The sequence below is a fragment of the Pseudoduganella rhizocola genome, from assembly GCF_045984285.3.
GTDB lineage: Bacteria > Pseudomonadota > Gammaproteobacteria > Burkholderiales > Burkholderiaceae_D > Rugamonas.
This window is the reverse complement of sequence record NZ_JBJQIK030000002.1, coordinates 153932-169478: the sequence shown is the minus strand read 5'-3', so window position 1 is coordinate 169478 and position 15547 is coordinate 153932. Positions and strand designations below refer to the sequence as shown.

Below are 15547 nucleotides of genomic sequence, written 5' to 3'. Positions count from 1 at the left end.
GCAAATGAGGTACTGCTACAGCGCCCTTATTCGCGGGAGCGAATTAACGGGAGTACACGTTCAGTGCCGGGAAGAAGTAAGCGATTTCCACAGCGGCGGTTTCGGCAGCGTCCGAACCGTGAACGGCGTTAGCGTCGATCGAGTCGGCGAAGTCGGCGCGGATGGTGCCCTTCTCAGCTTTCTTCGGATCGGTTGCGCCCATCAGGTCGCGGTTCTTGGCAATGGCGCCTTCGCCTTCCAGAACCTGGATCATGACTGGACCGGAAACCATGAAGTCCACCAGGTCCTTGAAGAATGGACGGGCAGCGTGCACAGCGTAGAAGCCTTCGGCTTCAGCGCGCGACAGTTGGGTCATGCGAGCAGCAACGACCTTCAGACCAGCGCCCTCAAAACGGCTGTAGATCTGGCCGATCACGTTCTTGGCTACTGCGTCTGGTTTGATGATCGACAGGGTGCGTTCGATTGCCATTATAAAAAACTCCAATAAAAAGAAAGGTTTAAAACGAAATTGATATCTCGATCAACCTTTGATTTTACCATACAACACACCATATACTGTCGATATTGGGGCAGAAGATGGCGTGGAGGCCGATTTAAGGCAATCCTAAGACCGTCAAGCCGGGCTTTAAGCCCATTTTATGGCACAAGGTGCTATGCTTTTAGTAACGGTACACCTGTACTGATCCTTATTGGAGGGCAATGATGGAACTGCAAAAAACTTATGACCTGACTGGCAGCCGTGCGCTAAGCCAGAACCGGGTCCTGCGCAACACTTACTGGCTGCTGGCCCTGTCGATGATCCCGACCGTGCTGGGCGCGGCCGTCGGCATCGCCTTCGGCGTACCGCTGCCACGCGGCTTCATTGGCGCACTGCTCTTCCTGGGTATCGCCTTCGGCTTCATCTGGGCCATCGAGAAGAACAAGAACAGCGGACTGGGCGTCGGCCTGCTGCTGGGCTTCACCTTCTTCATGGGCCTGATGCTGACGCCCCTGCTCAACAACACGCTGAAGTTCTCCAACGGCGGCACGCTGATCATGCTGGCCTTCGGCGGCACGGCAGCCGTGTTCGCGACGCTGGCCAGCATCGCGACCGTGTCGAAGCGCGACTTCTCGATGATGGGCAAGTGGCTGTTCGCAGGCGTGATCGTGCTGATCCTGGCTTCGCTGGCGAATATCTTCCTGCAGATCCCGGCGCTGTACCTGACGATCTCCGTGATCGCCGTGGGTATCTTCTCGGCCTTCATCCTGTATGACGTGCAGCGCATCGTCAACGGCGGCGAAACCAACTATGTCAGCGCCACCCTGGCCCTGTACCTGAACGTGTACAACATCTTCAGCAACCTGCTGGCGATCCTGGGCTTCACCGCAGGCGACCGCGACTGATCTTCGCGCTGCTCAGCAAAAAGCCGGCTCGCGCCGGCTTTTTTTTATTCGAGGTCGAAGACCGCCATCGATTCCACGTGCGAGGTGTGCGGGAACATGTTGACGACGCCTGCCTGGCGTAGCGTATAGCCGGCGCGGTGCACCAGCACGCCGGCATCGCGCGCCAGCGTGGAGGGGCTGCAGGAGACGTAGACGATGCGCTTCGGCAGCAGTTCCGGATGCGTTTCCTTCAACTCGGCCAGCGCAAGGCTCAGCGCCATGGCGCCGTCGCGCGGCGGGTCGATCAGCATGCGGTCGAACTTGCCGAGGGCGATCAGGTCGTCCTTCGTCACTTCGAACAGGTTGCGGGTGGAGAAGGAGGTCTTGGCATCGAGGCCGTTCACCTTGGCGTTGGCGAGCGCGCGTTCGGTCAGCGCAGTGCTGCCTTCGATGCCCACCACTTCGCGCGCCTGGGTGGCCAGCGGCAGCGTGAAGTTGCCCAGGCCGCAGAACAGGTCGGCCACGCGGTCTTGCGGCTGCACGTCCAGCAGACGCAGGGCTTTTGCCACCAGCACGCGGTTGATGTGGTGGTTTACCTGGGTGAAATCGACAGGCTTGAACGGCATCTTCACGCCGAATTCGGGCAGCAGGTAGTGCAGCTGCCTGTCCAGCGGGTAGAAGGGATAGGCGGTGTCCGGGCCTTTCGGCTGCAGCCACCACTGGATGTTGTACTCGTCGGCGAAGGCTTTCACCTTCACTTCGTCCTCCGCCGTCAGCGGCTCCATATTGCGCATCACGAGCACGGTCAGGTCTTCACCGATGGCCAGCTCGATCTGCGGCACCTTGTCGAAGATGGACAGGGAACCGATCAGCGCGCGCAGCGGCATGAACATGTCGGAGACGTGCTTGGGCAGGATCTGGCAGCTCTGGATATCGGCCACATAGACCGATTTCTTCTCATGGAAGCCCACCAGCACCGTGCCCTTCTTCGCCACATAGCGCGAGGACAGGCGCGCGCGGTAGCGGTAGCCCCAGGTGGGGCCATACATCGGGCGCATCATCATGTCCGGCTTGACCTTGGACAGGTGCCAGAGGTTATCTTCCAGCACGCGCTGCTTGATCGCGACCTGGGCCGAAGGCTCCAGGTGCTGCATCGAGCAGCCGCCGCAATAGTCGAAATGCACGCATTTCGGCTGCACGCGCATCGAGGATTCGCGGTGCAGTTCGATCATGCGCGCCGCTTCCCAGTTCTTCTTCTTGCGGAAGGTTTCGAAGCTCACACGTTCACCCGGCAGAGCGCCTTCGACAAATACCACCTTGCCAGGGGTGCCGTCCTCGTTGTCCTGCATATGGCCGACGCCGCGGGCGTCCATGTCGAGGGATTTGATGTCGATGGTATTGTCTTGCATGGCTGTCTATCAGGGAAAAGCGGTGTGAAATAACCCGCTATGATAGCAGACAGTGGTTTAGAGCAAAGAGTCGCGGACCACGCCGCGCGCGGCCATGGCGCGCTTGAGTTTGACGAGGGCTTCCTGCTGGATCTGGCGCACGCGCTCGCGCGTCACGCCCATCTCCTCGGCCAGCGTTTCCAGCGTGGCCGGATCGTCGTTGTCGAGGCCGAAACGGCGCATGATGACGATGCGCTGCTTGTCCGGCAGCTTGGTGAGCCAGTCGCGCACCAGCACCGTCATTTCATGGTGCTCGGCCCGCGCGTCCGGACTGTCCTCGCTGTCGCCGGGCAGCATGTCCATCAGCGAGGACTGGGGATCGTTGTCCAGCGGCGCATCGAGCGACGTCGCATGCTCGGACAGCGCGAGGATGTCCTGCACCTCCTCCACCGGCCGGCCCACCAGGTCGGCGATGTCTTCCGCCGTGGCGTCCTTGCCGTTGTGGTGCTGCGCTTCGAGATGGTATTTGCCGCGCAGGATCTGGTTCAATTCGCGCACCATGTGTACCGGCAGCCGCACGGTACGCGCCTGGTTCATGATGGCGCGCTCGATGCTCTGGCGTATCCACCAGGTGGCATAGGTCGAAAACCGGAAGCCGCGCTCCGGCTCGAACTTGTCGATGGCGCGCATCAGGCCGATATTGCCCTCCTCGATCATGTCGAGCAGGACCACGCCGCGGTTGATGTAGTGCTTGGCAATGGAAACCACGAGCCGCAGGTTGTGCTCGATCATTTTCTGGCGGGCGGCAAATTCGCCCTGTTTGGCCAGCGTGGCGTAGTGCACTTCCTGCTCCGCCGTCAGCAGCGGCTTGGCGCCGATCTGGTTCAGGTAATGCTGGGTGGTGTCGGTGGAGAGCTCGGCCGCCAGCACCTTTTTCAGCTCGTCGACACTCTCCAGCACGGTGCTGGCTTCGGCGAGGGGATGGCTCTCCTCGTCGGACTCGCCATCCAGCGACTCGGCCGCATCATCGATTGGCTCGTCCGGGTAATCGTCCTGGGCCGAGCCGTCTTCCATCTGATTGTGCGGCGAGCGTGTCATTGGGCGGTATCTAGCGGTTAGGCAGGAACTTCGACGGATCGACCGGCTTGCCCTGCTGCCTTATTTCAAAGTGCAGCTTGACTGAATCCGTATCGGAATCCCCCATTTCGGCAATTGCCTGCCCCTTGTTCACCGTCTGCCCTTCCTGTACCAGGATGGAGCGGTTGTGCGCATAGGCCGACAACAGACCGTTACTGTGCTTCACGATAACGAGATTACCATATCCGCGGATCCCGCTACCGGCATACATTACCTTGCCGGCGCCGGCCGACACCACCTGCTGGCCTGCGCGGCCTGCGATGTCGATACCCTTGTTCTTGCCTTCATCGAAAGTGCCCACCACCTTGCCATCGGCCGGCCACTGCCAGCTGACGGCGCGGTCTTCCACACTCAGGCTGGGCGCCGGCCTCGGCAGGCTGGGCGCGGCGCTGGCCAGCTGCACCGGCTTCTCGGCCAGCTTGTCGGCCTTCGCATCCGGCTTCTGCATTTCGGCCACCGAATTTTCGGTATAGGGCTGCTTGTCGCCTTTCGGCCCGGTCTTCTTCGGCACCGCCGGCTCGGCCGCAGGCTTCAGCGATGGCGGCGGCGCGATCGAGGCGGTTTGCACGCCGCTGTCGCCGTCCGGCGCTTCCACGCGCAGCACCTGATCCACCTTGATGTCGTTCGGATTCGCCAGCTTGTTCCATGCCACCAGGTCGCGGTAATTCTGGCCATGGTCGAGGGCGATGCGCAGCAGGGTGTCGCCACGCTTGACGGTGTAGTAGCCCGGTTTATCCTTGACTTCGGCGACCGGCGCCGGGGCCGGCTGCGCGGGACGCGGCGCAATGGCCAGTTCCGACACGGGCGCGCGGTTGGGCGTCGAGGTACAGGCGCTGAGCAGCGCCAGCGTAAGGGTACTGAGGAACAGGGAACTTGTTTTCGTCATTCTCATCTAATGTTCTGTCTAAACGATACCAGGCCGCAGGGGCACGAAATGGCAGTCTTCAAGCGTCTGGCGCACCCATTCGGTCTTGCCGGTGCGGATCACGAGTTCCAGATGCTGGGTGCGTGCGCCCACGGGCGCGACCAGTCTGCCGCCAATGGCGAGCTGTTCCAACAGCGCCTGCGGCACCTCCAGCCCCGCCGCAGCGAGGATGATGCCGTCGAAGGGAGCGGCCTGGGGCAGCCCAAGCATACCATCTCCGTAGTGCAGACGCAGGTTCGGAACCCGCAGGGGCCGCAAATTGGACTTCGCCAGCTCATGTAACGGTTTGATGCGCTCAATGGAATACACCTCCTGCGCAACACAGGCCAGCACTGCTGCCTGGTAGCCACATCCAGTGCCGATTTCCAACACGCGCTTCAGGCTGCCACCATTCCGCATCACTTCGATCATGCGGGCAACAATATACGGCTGGGAAATGGTTTGGTGGTGTCCGATTGGCAAGGAAGCGTCGATATAAGCCTGGGATGCCAGGCCTTCGTCCATGAACATATGGCGCGGCACCGCCTCCAGCGCGGCCAGCACCACGGTGTCGGCCACGCCCTGTTTGGCCACCCGGGCCACCATGGCGCGGCGCACGGCGTCCGAGACCAGCGGGTTCTGGCGTGGCGCCGTTACCGGCTGCGGCTGGGCGCGCTCCTGGGCGTAGCTGTACGAGCGCGAAGGGCTGGCAACGGGCGCCGGCGGCGCCCATGGGCTGCGTGCGGCAGTGGTGGCCGCATTGCGGGTTGCTGTTTGCGGCGTGGCAATGACAGGCTTGAAACTGGGAGTGGCGCCGGGCTTCTTCTCCGTTACCGAAGAAAGCGGCAGCGGGAAGCGCGGCTTGCCGCTCATGCCAGGGCCTTCTTCAGCTGTGCCAGCTGGTCGCGGTGGGTCAGGTCGATCTGCAGCGGTGTTACCGATACCCGGCCTTGCTGTACGGCATGGAAATCGGTGCCCTCGCCCGCATCCTTGCAGGCGCCCGGCGGGCCGATCCAGAAGATTTCACGGCCGCGTGGATCACGCGCCTTGATCACCGGTTCGGCCTGGTGGCGACGGCCGAGGCGGGTCGGCGTCAGCGGCCCCATCTCTTCGTAAGTACGGGTTGGGATATTGACGTTCAGCAGGTAAGGTTTTTCCAGCGCCTCGGCGTAGCGCTGCACGATGTCGCGCGCCACCCGGGCGGCGGCATCGATATTGCCCCAGCCGTATTCGCCCTGCGAGAAAGCAATGGCGGGAATGCCGAACAGATAACCTTCGGTTGCAGCGGCCACGGTGCCGGAATACAGGGTATCGTCCCCCATATTCGGGCCGTTATTAATGCCGGACACCACCAGGTCGGGCCGTTCGACCAGCATGCCGGTCAGTGCAATGTGCACGCAATCGGTGGGGGTACCGTTGACGAAGTAGAAACCGTTGGCCGCCTGCTGCACCGACAGCGGCCGGTCCAGCGACAGGGAATTCGAGGCGCCGGAACGGTTGCTGTCCGGCGCCACCACCGTGATATCGGCGATCGGCGCCAGGGCTTCGGCCAGGGCATTGATGCCGGGCGCGAGGTAGCCGTCGTCGTTACTGATAAGGATTCGCATACCGAGGATTTTACCTGAAGCAACGCCGCGCCAGCGCATGCGCGGCCTGCCTCCCGCCAAAAAAATGGCGGCGTCAGCGGATCCCGATGCGCGGTTCCGACATTTCCTCGTCCTCGCTGTCGAAACCGGCGTAACTGCCCAGTTCCTGCTCCACCGTGAGCGCCCGGTGCGTGGCGGCACGCGGCTCGCGCTGGCCGGACGGACGCTGCTCCAGCTTGGCCAGCAGCTGGGCGAGGCCGCGCCGCACCCTTTCGGTGTCCGGATGCTCGCTGCCCAGCAGGCGGCTGCGCGCCGCCAGCACCCGCTCCATCAACTGCGCCGCCTGGTCCAGCCGCCCGGCGCGGGCCAGGATATCGGCCCGCACGGCCAGGCTCTCGACCGTGGCCGCATGTTCGTCGCCCAGTTCGCGCTGGTAGGCGTCGATGACGGTGTCCTGCAGGGCCAGCGCATCGGGAAACTGGCCCAGTTCGGCCAGCGTGACGCCCAGCGCAGTGCTGGCCAGAAGGGTCGATGGCGCGCCGGCCCCGTCCGCCGCTTCACGCGCCGCCAGCACGGCTTCCTGCAGGAAACGCGCTTCCTGGAATTTTTCCTGCTGGAACAAGGTTTCGGCCAGCAGGGCCTTGCTGTCCAGCGTATCGCAATGCTCTTCGCCCAGCAGCAGGCGGCGCAGCGCCACGCTTTCTTCCAGGCAGAGCGTGGCCTGGGCCAGGGCGCCGTCGCGCCGGTGCAGCGAGCCCAGCGCCCGCAATCCGGTGGCCAGCGCCAGCGACACCGGGCGCCCGCCCCCCGCCTCCAGCTGCTCGCGCGCGGCGGCGACGGCAGTCAGCAGGGGGATCTCTTCACGCGACTGCCAGGGACAATGGCCGCCTTCGAACCATTCGAGGAAGGCATTGAAGCTGCGCGTCAGGGAAAACCTGTCGTTTTCCTCGTCGGTCTGCACCGGCAGCGGCTCGCCATAAGCCAGGCCGCCCAGCTGCTGCAACTGCACCTCGTCGAAATAGCTTTCCAGCGACAGCCGGGCCTGGCCGTAAGCTTCGGCCAGCGTGCGTTCGAACTGCGTCTGGTAGCCGGGGATATTGCGCGCCGGGTCGCCGCGCCGCCACAGCGAGCGCACCGCGGCGTCCCCGGCATCGATGCGGGTCGGCAGCGGATACACCAGCAGCGGGCGCTGCTCCTCCTCGTGGCTGCGGCGGTAGGTGGTGGCGCGCTGCACCAGCGCGTCCAGCCCCTGCAGGCTCTGCCGGCCGGGCGTGAACACCAGCACCAGGCGCGTGGGCAGCAAGGTGGTGCAGATGCCCGCCACATCGCCCTGCCCGGCCGGCGAATCGACCAGTACATGGCGGAAGCGGTTGGCGGTGCAGGCCGCGAAGGTGCGGAACAGGGCCGGACAGGCATGGAACAGGCCTTCCCAGTCCAGGCCGGCGAGACGCGCGGCATAGCCGTCATCCTGCCGCCCGGCCCGCATCAGGAACAGGGGGCGGGCCTGGTCGACCCGGATCACATAGTCTTCCCAGCCCACGGCATCGAGCACGGCTTGCGCCAGGTCGGCATCGTTGCGCTCGCGCCGGCCGCGCCTCAGCTGGGCTTCACAGGCCGTAAACAGCTCCAGCACCCCCGGCCCATCGGCCTCCACGCCGAAATAATGGTGCAGCGCCGGCGCTTCCAGATCCCAGTCGATCATCAGCACCGGCCGGCTGGCGCCATCGCGCCGCGCCAGCAGCAGGGCCAGGTTGGCCAGCGCCATGGTCCGGCCGGCGCCGCCCTTGTGGGAATGGAAGGTGACGACGTCGCCGGTCTCGTTGCGCGGCGGGAGGGAGGGACGTTGCGGTTCCATGGCGGGCCTTTAGCGTGGAAAGTGTGGAGCCGGAGCGGCACGCCACTCCGGTGGAATGCCAGGCAGGACAAAACGGCTGCAGTCGTGTCCAGGCGGAATACTGACTTTCAGAAAATGGTAGTGGGCGACGATGCGCTGCACGATGCGGTCGATATCGGGCAGGAAGTCGGGATTCGTCTTCAGGTCGCCCGTCGCCAGCGTATAGCGGGAGAAATCGACGTACATGCCCGGTTCGCTGATCTGCGCCGGCAGGCTGAGCGGGTGCCGGGTCATGATGACGGGAATGGTGAGGTGGCTGGGCAGCGGGTACCAGTGGCGCCGCTCCTCCTCGATCAGCTGCATCGCTGCAAACTCGCGCCGCGTGTAGGCGTGGGCTTCGTATTTGGGCGTGTAGATCACGATCATGCACACGCTCTGGCACAGGGCCAGGGCAATCTTCCGGTCCAGGTCGTCACCGCCACCGAGTTGCTCGCTGTCAATGAAGAGTTCATTTTCATTATCGAGATGGGGCTCCAGGTAGCAGCGCAGGGCATCGGCCAGGTCGTTCTTGAACTTGCTCATGAACGTGTGGTGGCCATGCGCATAACTGAAGAAACAGCCGTAGCGGATCGTCATTTCGTCCCCTCCTGTTTCTCCCCTGACATATCATTTTTGTCACACTTGCTGAGTCACTTTAACAATCCCGACAGCACGCACTTTGCGCTAGCGCAAACGCGCACATGCCGATAACTGACGTGATCGCGCCAGGAGTTAGCACATCACCCCCGCGCAGGCGGGGGCCCAGGAGTGGGCACCCAGCGTTGGAACGCCCCTGGGCTCCGCATCGGCGCACCGCCGCCTTCGCGGGAGCGACGTTATGGCTGGAAGAAGGCGATGACCTCGGCGGCCTCGCGGGTGCGCTTGAAGGGAGGAAGGCTCTGCCAGATGCGGCGGCCGTAGGGTTTGGAAATGACACGCGGATCGCACAACATCAGCACGCCGCGGTCGCCCTCGTCGCGGATCAGGCGGCCGGCGCCCTGCTTCAGGTTGATGATGGCTTCCGGCAGCGTGTGGTGCATGAAGCCGTTCATGCCCTGCCTTTCCATCACTTCGATGCGCGCGGCCAGCACCGGGTCGTCCGGCGGCGCGAAGGGCAGCTTGTCGATGATGACGAGCGACAGCGCTTCGCCGCGCACGTCCACACCTTCCCAGAAACTCTGGCTGCCGATCAGCACGCCGTTGCCGGCCTTGCGGAACTGGTCCAGCAATTCGGTGCGACCGCGGTCGCCCTGCACGAACAGCGGGAATTTCAGGCCCCGCTTTTCGAATTCGTCGCGCAGGCGTTCGGCAGCGCGCTTGACGGCGCGCAGCGTGGTGCACAGCAGGAAGGTGCGGCCGCCGGCTGCCTCGATCACGGGCAGCGCGGCATCCAGCACGGCATCGGTGTAGCCGAGGGAATTCGGGTCCGGCAGGCCCTGCGGCACGTAGAGAATGCCCTGCTGCTCATAATTGAAGGGGCTGGGCCAGGTGCGCGCCACCTCGCCGGTCAGGCCCATCTGCTCGGAGAAGTGCTTGAAGTCGTTCTTCACCGCCAGCGTGGCCGAGGTGAAGATCCAGCTGCGCGGCACGCCCTCGCGCTGGCTGTTGAAGATGGGGGCAATCGACAGCGGCGTCTTGTGCAGCTGCAGCGAGCTGGTATAGGCCTCCACCCAGTACACGGCTTCCTCGCCGGGCGCCACTTTGGCCTTGGGATCGAATTTCCAGTTATCCAGCTTCTGCTGCAGCTCGTGGCCGCGCACGTGGCACTGTTCCAGCGTTTCCGCCCGCTCGGCCTGCTTTTCCAGCACGGCCAGCATGCCGGCCAGCTGTTCGCGGAGGGTGTCCAGCGCGGGGAAGAAGTCGCTCGACGGCGCAATCTGCGGCAGCGACAGGCGCACCACGTCCTGCGGGAAGGTCAGGCGCAGGTCGCGCGCCGCCTTTTCCACCACCGACACGGTCTTGCCCCAGTCGGCGCCGTCGCGCGCGTGGGCAAGTCCCTCGGCCAGCACGTCGCGGCACAGCTCCAGTACCTGGGAAGTCGAAAAAGTGTCGCCGAAGAACAGGGTCGCCGTATCCGGCAGCTGGTGCGCCTCGTCGAACACGATGGTGTTGGCGGACGGCAGCAATTCGGCAACGCCGGTATCCTTCAGCGCCACGTCGGCGAAGAACAGGTGGTGGTTGACCACCACTACGTCCGCCTGCTGCGCCTCGCGCCGCGCCTTCATCACGAAGCAGTCCTGGTAGTACTGGCACTCGGCGCCCACGCAGTTTTCGCGGGTGGACGTGACCAGGTTCCAGACCGGCGCCGTCTCCGGCACGCGCGCCAGCTCGGCCTTGTCGCCGGTGCTGGTCATTTTCAGGAAGCGCGAGATTTCGCGCAGGTAGCCCACATCCTCGCGCGAGGTCATGCGGCCGTTCTGCAGCGTGCGTTCCAGGTGGTAGTGGCACAGGTAGTTGCCCCGCCCTTTCAGCAGCGCGACCGAAACCGGCGCCTGCAGGGCGGCGCGCACGGTGGGAATATCGCGCAGGAAGAGCTGGTCCTGCAGGTTCTTGGTGCCGGTGGAGATAATGGTCTTGCCGCCCCACAGCAGGGCCGGCACCAGGTAGGCGAAGGTCTTGCCGGTGCCGGTGCCCGCTTCCGCAATCAGGGTCTGCTGGCTGTCGATGGCGGCGGCGATGGCCTTGGCCATCTCGGTCTGCGATTTACGGGGACGAAAGCCGCCCACGGCCGGTCCCAGCGGACCGCCGGCGCCGAACAGGCGCTCGATCTCGTCATCGTGTTTTCCGGGAATAGCGGGGGCTTCGCCGTCCGGCAGCGGGAGTAAATCGCTCAAAATAGAATCAGGTGGGGCAGCGGCGCGTCTGGCGCCGGTCAGGCCGGTACATCAGGCACCAATTGCATTTTCAGCAAGGTGATATAGTCTTTCAACTGCAGCTTGCGCTTCTTGAGGCGGCGCAATTGCAGCTGGTCGTGGTGGCCGTCCAACGTGAGCATCTCGATCACCGCGTCCAGATCCCGGTGCTCGACATCCAGTTCGACAATACGGCGCTTGATTTCTTCTACGTTGTTCATGTGCTCGGAAAAGTGTTTCGCGTGGACAACAAACTGCGCTTGCAACTAAACTGCTTAACAGTGCATAGTTTAACTCAGGTAAGCAGCAGAAAGAAGCAGCAAGGACTTCCCCACCCATGAGCGCCTACAAAATTGAAGCCGGAACGGCCCAGCATACCGGCAGCCGTCCGCAGCAGAATGACCGTGCAGCGCTCTTCACCACCCCGTCGGCGCCCGGCTATGTGCTGGCCGTCGTGGCCGATGGCGTACAGGGCGGCGCCGTGGCCTCGGAGCAGGCGCTGCACACTTCACGCCAGCTGTTCGATGAATACCGCGTGGGCGATACTGCCAGCGTGCCCCGCATCACGGAGCTGCTGCGCGCCATCGCGCAGGAAACCCACGATGTGCTGTTGATGAACGCCATCACCAGCGGCGCCGAACCGCAGGCGACGCTGGCGCTGCTGATGCTCACGCCGCAGCAGCAGGCCGTGTGGGCCACGGTGGGCGATACGCGGGTCTACCGCTTCAGCGGCGGCGCCTGCACCGGACGCACCAGCGATGCGGACTATGTGCAGCACCTGGTCAGCCAGGACGGCCTGCCGGAAGAGGCGGCGCGCAAGCACCGCAGCTCGCGGCTGCTGGCCAATCACCTGGGGAACAAGCTGAAACAGCCCTTTACCTCCACCGGCATGCAGGAAGTCAAGGCGGACGACGCCTTCCTGCTGTGCACCGACGGCCTGTGGCAGTATTTTGCCGACACCGAGCTGGCGGCCGTCATCGCGCGCAAAACGCCGCGCGAGGCCTCACAGCTGCTGATCGACAAGGCGGGAGAACGCGCCAAGGGCAAGGGCGACAACTGCACCATGGCCATCCTCAAGATGGTGGCGCCGCCCAGGGAAGCGCCGAGCTACACGGTGCAGAAACTGCGCAAGGCTATTTAAGCTGCCCGGCGCGGGCGCGCGCGTCCTCGATGGCCTTCTGCTTGGCGGCTTCGGCCTCGGCGCGCTTGCGGCGCTTCTCTTCCTTCTCGGCGAGCCGCTGCTGCACGCGCTGCTGGCGGCGTTCCGATTCCGCAACCTTGCGCGCATGTTCGGCGCTGCGCGCGGCGCGTTTCGGTGCTTCGGCCGCCTCTTGCGCCTGGAGCTGACGCTGGCGCGCCGCGTATTCAGCCTGGCGCTGCGCCGGTGTTACCGACAGAGGCTTGACCGGGGGACGTTCGGCCGCTTCGCGCGGTTCAGGCGCTGGTGCTGCGGCCCGTGCCGCCTCTTCCCTCGCATCCGCCTGGGCGCGGTCTTCCAGCTCGCGGTCGCGGATATCCACGGCCTGCTTGCGTTTGAAGTGATTGGCTTCGATTTCGATGGCGCGCAGCGCTGACAGGCGCTCGCGCCGTTTTTCCTTGGCCTTGTCGATACAGTTATTGACGAAGAACTTGGTGTAGCACACCTGCTCGGCCGCGCTGAACTCCGCTTCAGCCTGGGCACGGTCCTTCTCCACCTGCGCCAGCCGGGCATCCGCCTGCTCCACCGAATGGCTGGGCGGCACGGCCGGCGCACCGATCGGCTGCTGCCCGATCTTCTGGGCGGCGGCCGGGACGGCCAGCGCCGCCAGCATGGCGGCGCACAGGATCTTGCTTATGTGCGGCATCTCGTTCTTATCCTCGTCTCAGGCCAGGGCGGCTGCGGCGCCGCGCTGTGCCTTCTCCATGTACTCGCGCGATTGCATCTCGACGATGCGCGACACGGTACGGTGGAATTCATTGGCCAGCTGGCCGCTGGTGTATAGCTCCTCCGGCGCCACTTCGGCCGACATGATCAGCTTCACGCCCTGGTCGTAGAACACGTCGATCAGCCAGGTGAAGCGGCGCGCTTCGGAAGCCATGCCGGCCGACATCATCGGTATTCCGGACAATATCACGGTATGGAAACGGCTGGCGATTTCCAGGTAGTCGTTCTGCGAGCGCGGGCCGCCGCACAGGGTGGCGAAATCGAACCAGATGGTGGTGCCGGCGCGGCGCAGGGCCTTGATCTCGCGGCCTTCGATCTGGATGCGGGCATCTTCGTCGGCCGTTTCGGCCACGCGGGCGAAGGCTTCGCGCAGCGCGGCATCGGTCTGGGCGTTGAGCGGCGTGTAGTAGGCATCCACCTGTTCCAGCGCACGGCCGCGGTAGTCGATACCGGCATCCACGTTCAGCACATCCATCTTCTCCTTCAGCAGGGCGATGGTGGGCAGGATGCGGTCGCGGTGCAGGCCGTCCGGATACAGCGTGGACGGCTCGAAATTGGAAGTCATGATGAAGGACACGCCGTTGTCGTACAGCGCCCGCATCAGGTTGTACAGGATCATGGCATCCGCCACATCCGACACGTGGAATTCGTCGAAGCAGATCAGGCGGTACTTCTTCGCGATGCGTTTCGCCACTTCATCCAGCGGATCGGCCACGCCCATCAGCTCATCGAGCTGGATATGCACGGCGCGCATGAATTCGTGGAAGTGCATGCGCGTCTTGCGCACCACCGGCACCACGGAATAGAAGGAATCCATCAGGAAGGACTTGCCGCGCCCCACCCCGCCCCACATGTACACGCCACGCGGCACGTCGGGACGGTTCAGGAAGCGCTTGAAGCCGTTGGAGCGCTGCGCCTTGTAGGCGACCCACTCGTCATAGCACTGCTGCAGGCGGTCCACGGCGCGGCGCTGTGCGGCGTCGGCCTTGAAGTCGCGCTGTTCCAGCGCGTGCTGGTAAAACTCTTGGACGTTCATAAACAAAGGCCGCAGCCGCCGGCGCGAACCGGCGTGCTGCGGCGGCAAGCCCCTTTAGAAGTTCAGCGTGCGCTTGTCGATTGCCAGCGCGGCTTCCTTGGTGGCTTCGGACAGCGACGGGTGGGCGTGGCAGATGCGCGCGATGTCTTCGGCGGACGCCTTGAACTCCATCGCCACCACGGCTTCCGAGATCAGCTCGGAGGCCATCGGGCCGATGATGTGCACGCCCAGGATTTCGTCGGTCGTTGCATCAGCCAGGAACTTCACCATGCCCGAGGTATCGCCCAGCGCGCGTGCGCGGCCGTTGGCCAGGAAGGGGAAGGTGCCGGCCTTGTACTGCACGCCTTCGGCCTTCAGCTGCTGCTCGGTCTTGCCGACCCACGCGATTTCCGGCGAGGTGTAGATCACCCATGGAATCGTGTTGAAGTTGGTGTGGCCGTGCTGGCCGGCGATACGCTCGGCCACGGCAACGCCCTCTTCTTCCGCCTTGTGCGCCAGCATCGGGCCGCGCACCACGTCGCCGATCGCCCACACGTTCGGCAGGTTGGTCTTGCAGTCGCCGTCCACGGCGATGAAGCCGCGCTCGTCCAGCTGCAGGCCGGCCTTGTCGGCGCCCAGGCCGTTGGTGTTAGGGGTGCGGCCGATGGACACGATCAGCTTGTCGAAGGTGGCGTTCTGCGCTTCGCCCTTGGCGTCGGTGTACTTCACGGTCACGTCGTTCTTGCCGGCGGTAACGCTTTCGATCTTGCAGCCCAGGTTGATGCTCAGGCCCTGCTTGGTGAACAGCTTCTGCGCTTCCTTGGCGATCTGCTCGTCGACCGCGCCGAGGAAGGTCGGCAGGCCTTCCAGCACGGTGACCTTGGAGCCCAGGCGGCGCCATACGGAGCCCATTTCCAGGCCGATCACGCCGGCGCCGATCACGCCCAGGTTGGCCGGCACTTCTTCGATGGACAGTGCGCCGGTGTTCGACAGGATCAGTTTCTCGTCGAACGGTGCGCCCGGCAGTGCGCGCGCGTTGGAGCCGGTGGCAACGATCACTTGCTTGGCGGTGATGGTGTCGGTGGTAGGACCGCTGATGGCGATCGGGTAGCCTTCAGCGCCGGCGGCGCCGGCGAACGCGCCGCGGCCGTGGAAGAAGGTCACCTTGTTTTTCTTGAACAGGAACAGGATGCCGTCGTTGTTCTGCTTCACGACGGTGTTCTTGCGCTTGATCATCTGGCCCAGGTTCAGGGACAGGCCCGCCACGTCGATGCCGTGCTCCTTGAAGGAGTGGCCGGCGTGCTCGTAGTGCTCGGACGATTGCAGCAGTGCTTTCGATGGAATGCAGCCCACGTTGGTGCAGGTGCCGCCCGGTGCAGGGCCGCCCTTTTCATTGGCCCATTCATCGATACAGGCAACCGAGAAGCCCAGCTGCGCAGCGCGGATGGCCGCGATATAACCGCCGGGACCGGCGCCGATCACTACTACGTCGAATTGTTTGCTCAT

General features: G+C 64.2%; 15 protein-coding genes. 2 read left to right on the top strand and 13 right to left on the bottom strand.

Translation table 11 applies throughout. From position 1 onward, the window contains the following. Window positions 1-43: 43 nt before the first annotated feature. Window positions 44-469 carry a nucleoside-diphosphate kinase gene (gene ndk / locus ACJRPG_RS04385; protein WP_231765789.1) on the bottom strand — a complete coding sequence of 142 codons (426 nt, stop codon included), beginning with the start codon at window positions 467-469 and terminating at the stop codon, window positions 44-46. A gap of 230 nt (window positions 470-699) precedes the next feature. Here ndk and ACJRPG_RS04380 point away from each other — a divergent pair, with 230 nt between their 5' ends. Continuing rightward, entirely contained in the window at window positions 700-1383 is a 684-nt protein-coding gene (locus tag ACJRPG_RS04380; protein WP_407998828.1) for a Bax inhibitor-1/YccA family protein, read from the top strand. A 44-nt stretch (window positions 1384-1427) separates the two neighbouring features. Here the strand turns inward: ACJRPG_RS04380 and rlmD are convergent, their stop codons facing one another. The 9 genes from rlmD to ACJRPG_RS04335 all read right to left on the bottom strand — a co-directional run bounded on the left by rlmD (window position 1428) and on the right by ACJRPG_RS04335 (window position 11323). Continuing rightward, entirely contained in the window at window positions 1428-2771 is a 1344-nt protein-coding gene (rlmD, locus tag ACJRPG_RS04375; RefSeq protein ID WP_407998827.1) for a 23S rRNA (uracil(1939)-C(5))-methyltransferase RlmD, read from the bottom strand. A gap of 57 nt (window positions 2772-2828) precedes the next feature. Continuing rightward, the gene (gene rpoS, locus ACJRPG_RS04370) at window positions 2829-3848 is read right to left on the bottom strand and encodes an RNA polymerase sigma factor RpoS (protein WP_407998826.1); all 1020 of its coding nucleotides are present in this window, start codon (window positions 3846-3848) and stop codon (window positions 2829-2831) included. Between the two features lie 10 nt (window positions 3849-3858). Beyond that, complete coding sequence (locus tag ACJRPG_RS04365) at window positions 3859-4773, bottom strand: peptidoglycan DD-metalloendopeptidase family protein (RefSeq protein WP_407998825.1); 915 nt, start codon at window positions 4771-4773, stop codon at window positions 3859-3861. 18 nt (window positions 4774-4791) lie between these two features. Continuing rightward, on the bottom strand, window positions 4792-5664 hold the full coding sequence (locus ACJRPG_RS04360) for a protein-L-isoaspartate(D-aspartate) O-methyltransferase (RefSeq protein ID WP_407998824.1): 873 nt from the start codon (window positions 5662-5664) through the stop codon (window positions 4792-4794). Continuing rightward, a complete protein-coding gene (gene surE / locus ACJRPG_RS04355) occupies window positions 5661-6398 on the bottom strand; it encodes a 5'/3'-nucleotidase SurE (protein ID WP_407998823.1) in 738 nt (245 codons plus the stop codon). Before surE ends, ACJRPG_RS04360 begins: the two co-directional genes overlap by 4 nt. Window positions 6399-6471: 73 nt before the next feature. Beyond that, window positions 6472-8232 (bottom strand): KGGVGR-motif variant AAA ATPase, encoded by a 1761-nt coding sequence (locus ACJRPG_RS04350; RefSeq protein ID WP_407998822.1) that lies wholly within the window; start codon window positions 8230-8232, stop codon window positions 6472-6474. A 9-nt stretch (window positions 8233-8241) separates the two neighbouring features. Beyond that, window positions 8242-8847, bottom strand: a complete 606-nt coding sequence (locus ACJRPG_RS04345) for a toll/interleukin-1 receptor domain-containing protein (RefSeq protein ID WP_407998821.1) — start codon at window positions 8845-8847, stop codon at window positions 8242-8244. A gap of 239 nt (window positions 8848-9086) precedes the next feature. Continuing rightward, window positions 9087-11084, bottom strand: a complete 1998-nt coding sequence (gene yoaA / locus ACJRPG_RS04340; RefSeq protein WP_407998820.1) for a DNA repair helicase YoaA — start codon at window positions 11082-11084, stop codon at window positions 9087-9089. Window positions 11085-11122: 38 nt separating this feature from the next. After that, window positions 11123-11323: a YdcH family protein gene (locus ACJRPG_RS04335; protein WP_407999375.1), complete on the bottom strand. Its 201-nt coding sequence runs from the start codon at window positions 11321-11323 to the stop codon at window positions 11123-11125. Between the two features lie 116 nt (window positions 11324-11439). Between ACJRPG_RS04335 and ACJRPG_RS04330 the strand changes: the two genes are divergently transcribed. Continuing rightward, window positions 11440-12243 carry a PP2C family protein-serine/threonine phosphatase gene (locus ACJRPG_RS04330; protein WP_407998819.1) on the top strand — a complete coding sequence of 268 codons (804 nt, stop codon included), beginning with the start codon at window positions 11440-11442 and terminating at the stop codon, window positions 12241-12243. On the opposite strand, the gene ACJRPG_RS04325 is transcribed toward ACJRPG_RS04330, so the two are convergent. The 3 genes from ACJRPG_RS04325 to lpdA are packed head-to-tail and all read right to left on the bottom strand — an operon-like array spanning window position 12236 to window position 15547. Further along, entirely contained in the window at window positions 12236-12946 is a 711-nt protein-coding gene (locus ACJRPG_RS04325) for a hypothetical protein (protein WP_407998818.1), read from the bottom strand. The genes ACJRPG_RS04330 and ACJRPG_RS04325 overlap by 8 nt on opposite strands. An 18-nt stretch (window positions 12947-12964) precedes the next feature. Beyond that, a complete protein-coding gene (gene zapE / locus ACJRPG_RS04320; protein ID WP_407998817.1) occupies window positions 12965-14062 on the bottom strand; it encodes a cell division protein ZapE in 1098 nt (365 codons plus the stop codon). 54 nt (window positions 14063-14116) lie between these two features. After that, a complete protein-coding gene (gene lpdA / locus ACJRPG_RS04315; RefSeq protein WP_407998816.1) occupies window positions 14117-15547 on the bottom strand; it encodes a dihydrolipoyl dehydrogenase in 1431 nt (476 codons plus the stop codon).

Coding starts and splice junctions, on each gene's coding strand:
- ACJRPG_RS04360 (WP_407998824.1), bottom strand. CDS start 5,664: ATGAGCGGCAAGCCGCGCTTCCCGCTGCCGCTTTCTTCGGTAACGGAG.
- lpdA (WP_407998816.1), bottom strand. CDS start 15,547: ATGAGCAAACAATTCGACGTAGTAGTGATCGGCGCCGGTCCCGGCGGT.
- ACJRPG_RS04330 (WP_407998819.1), top strand. CDS start 11,440: ATGAGCGCCTACAAAATTGAAGCCGGAACGGCCCAGCATACCGGCAGC.
- zapE (WP_407998817.1), bottom strand. CDS start 14,062: ATGAACGTCCAAGAGTTTTACCAGCACGCGCTGGAACAGCGCGACTTC.
- ACJRPG_RS04345 (WP_407998821.1), bottom strand. CDS start 8,847: ATGACGATCCGCTACGGCTGTTTCTTCAGTTATGCGCATGGCCACCAC.
- ndk (WP_231765789.1), bottom strand. CDS start 469: ATGGCAATCGAACGCACCCTGTCGATCATCAAACCAGACGCAGTAGCC.
- ACJRPG_RS04365 (WP_407998825.1), bottom strand. CDS start 4,773: ATGACGAAAACAAGTTCCCTGTTCCTCAGTACCCTTACGCTGGCGCTG.
- rpoS (WP_407998826.1), bottom strand. CDS start 3,848: ATGACACGCTCGCCGCACAATCAGATGGAAGACGGCTCGGCCCAGGAC.
- ACJRPG_RS04380 (WP_407998828.1), top strand. CDS start 700: ATGATGGAACTGCAAAAAACTTATGACCTGACTGGCAGCCGTGCGCTA.
- rlmD (WP_407998827.1), bottom strand. CDS start 2,771: ATGCAAGACAATACCATCGACATCAAATCCCTCGACATGGACGCCCGC.
- ACJRPG_RS04350 (WP_407998822.1), bottom strand. CDS start 8,232: ATGGAACCGCAACGTCCCTCCCTCCCGCCGCGCAACGAGACCGGCGAC.
- ACJRPG_RS04335 (WP_407999375.1), bottom strand. CDS start 11,323: ATGAACAACGTAGAAGAAATCAAGCGCCGTATTGTCGAACTGGATGTC.
- surE (WP_407998823.1), bottom strand. CDS start 6,398: ATGCGAATCCTTATCAGTAACGACGACGGCTACCTCGCGCCCGGCATC.
- ACJRPG_RS04325 (WP_407998818.1), bottom strand. CDS start 12,946: ATGCCGCACATAAGCAAGATCCTGTGCGCCGCCATGCTGGCGGCGCTG.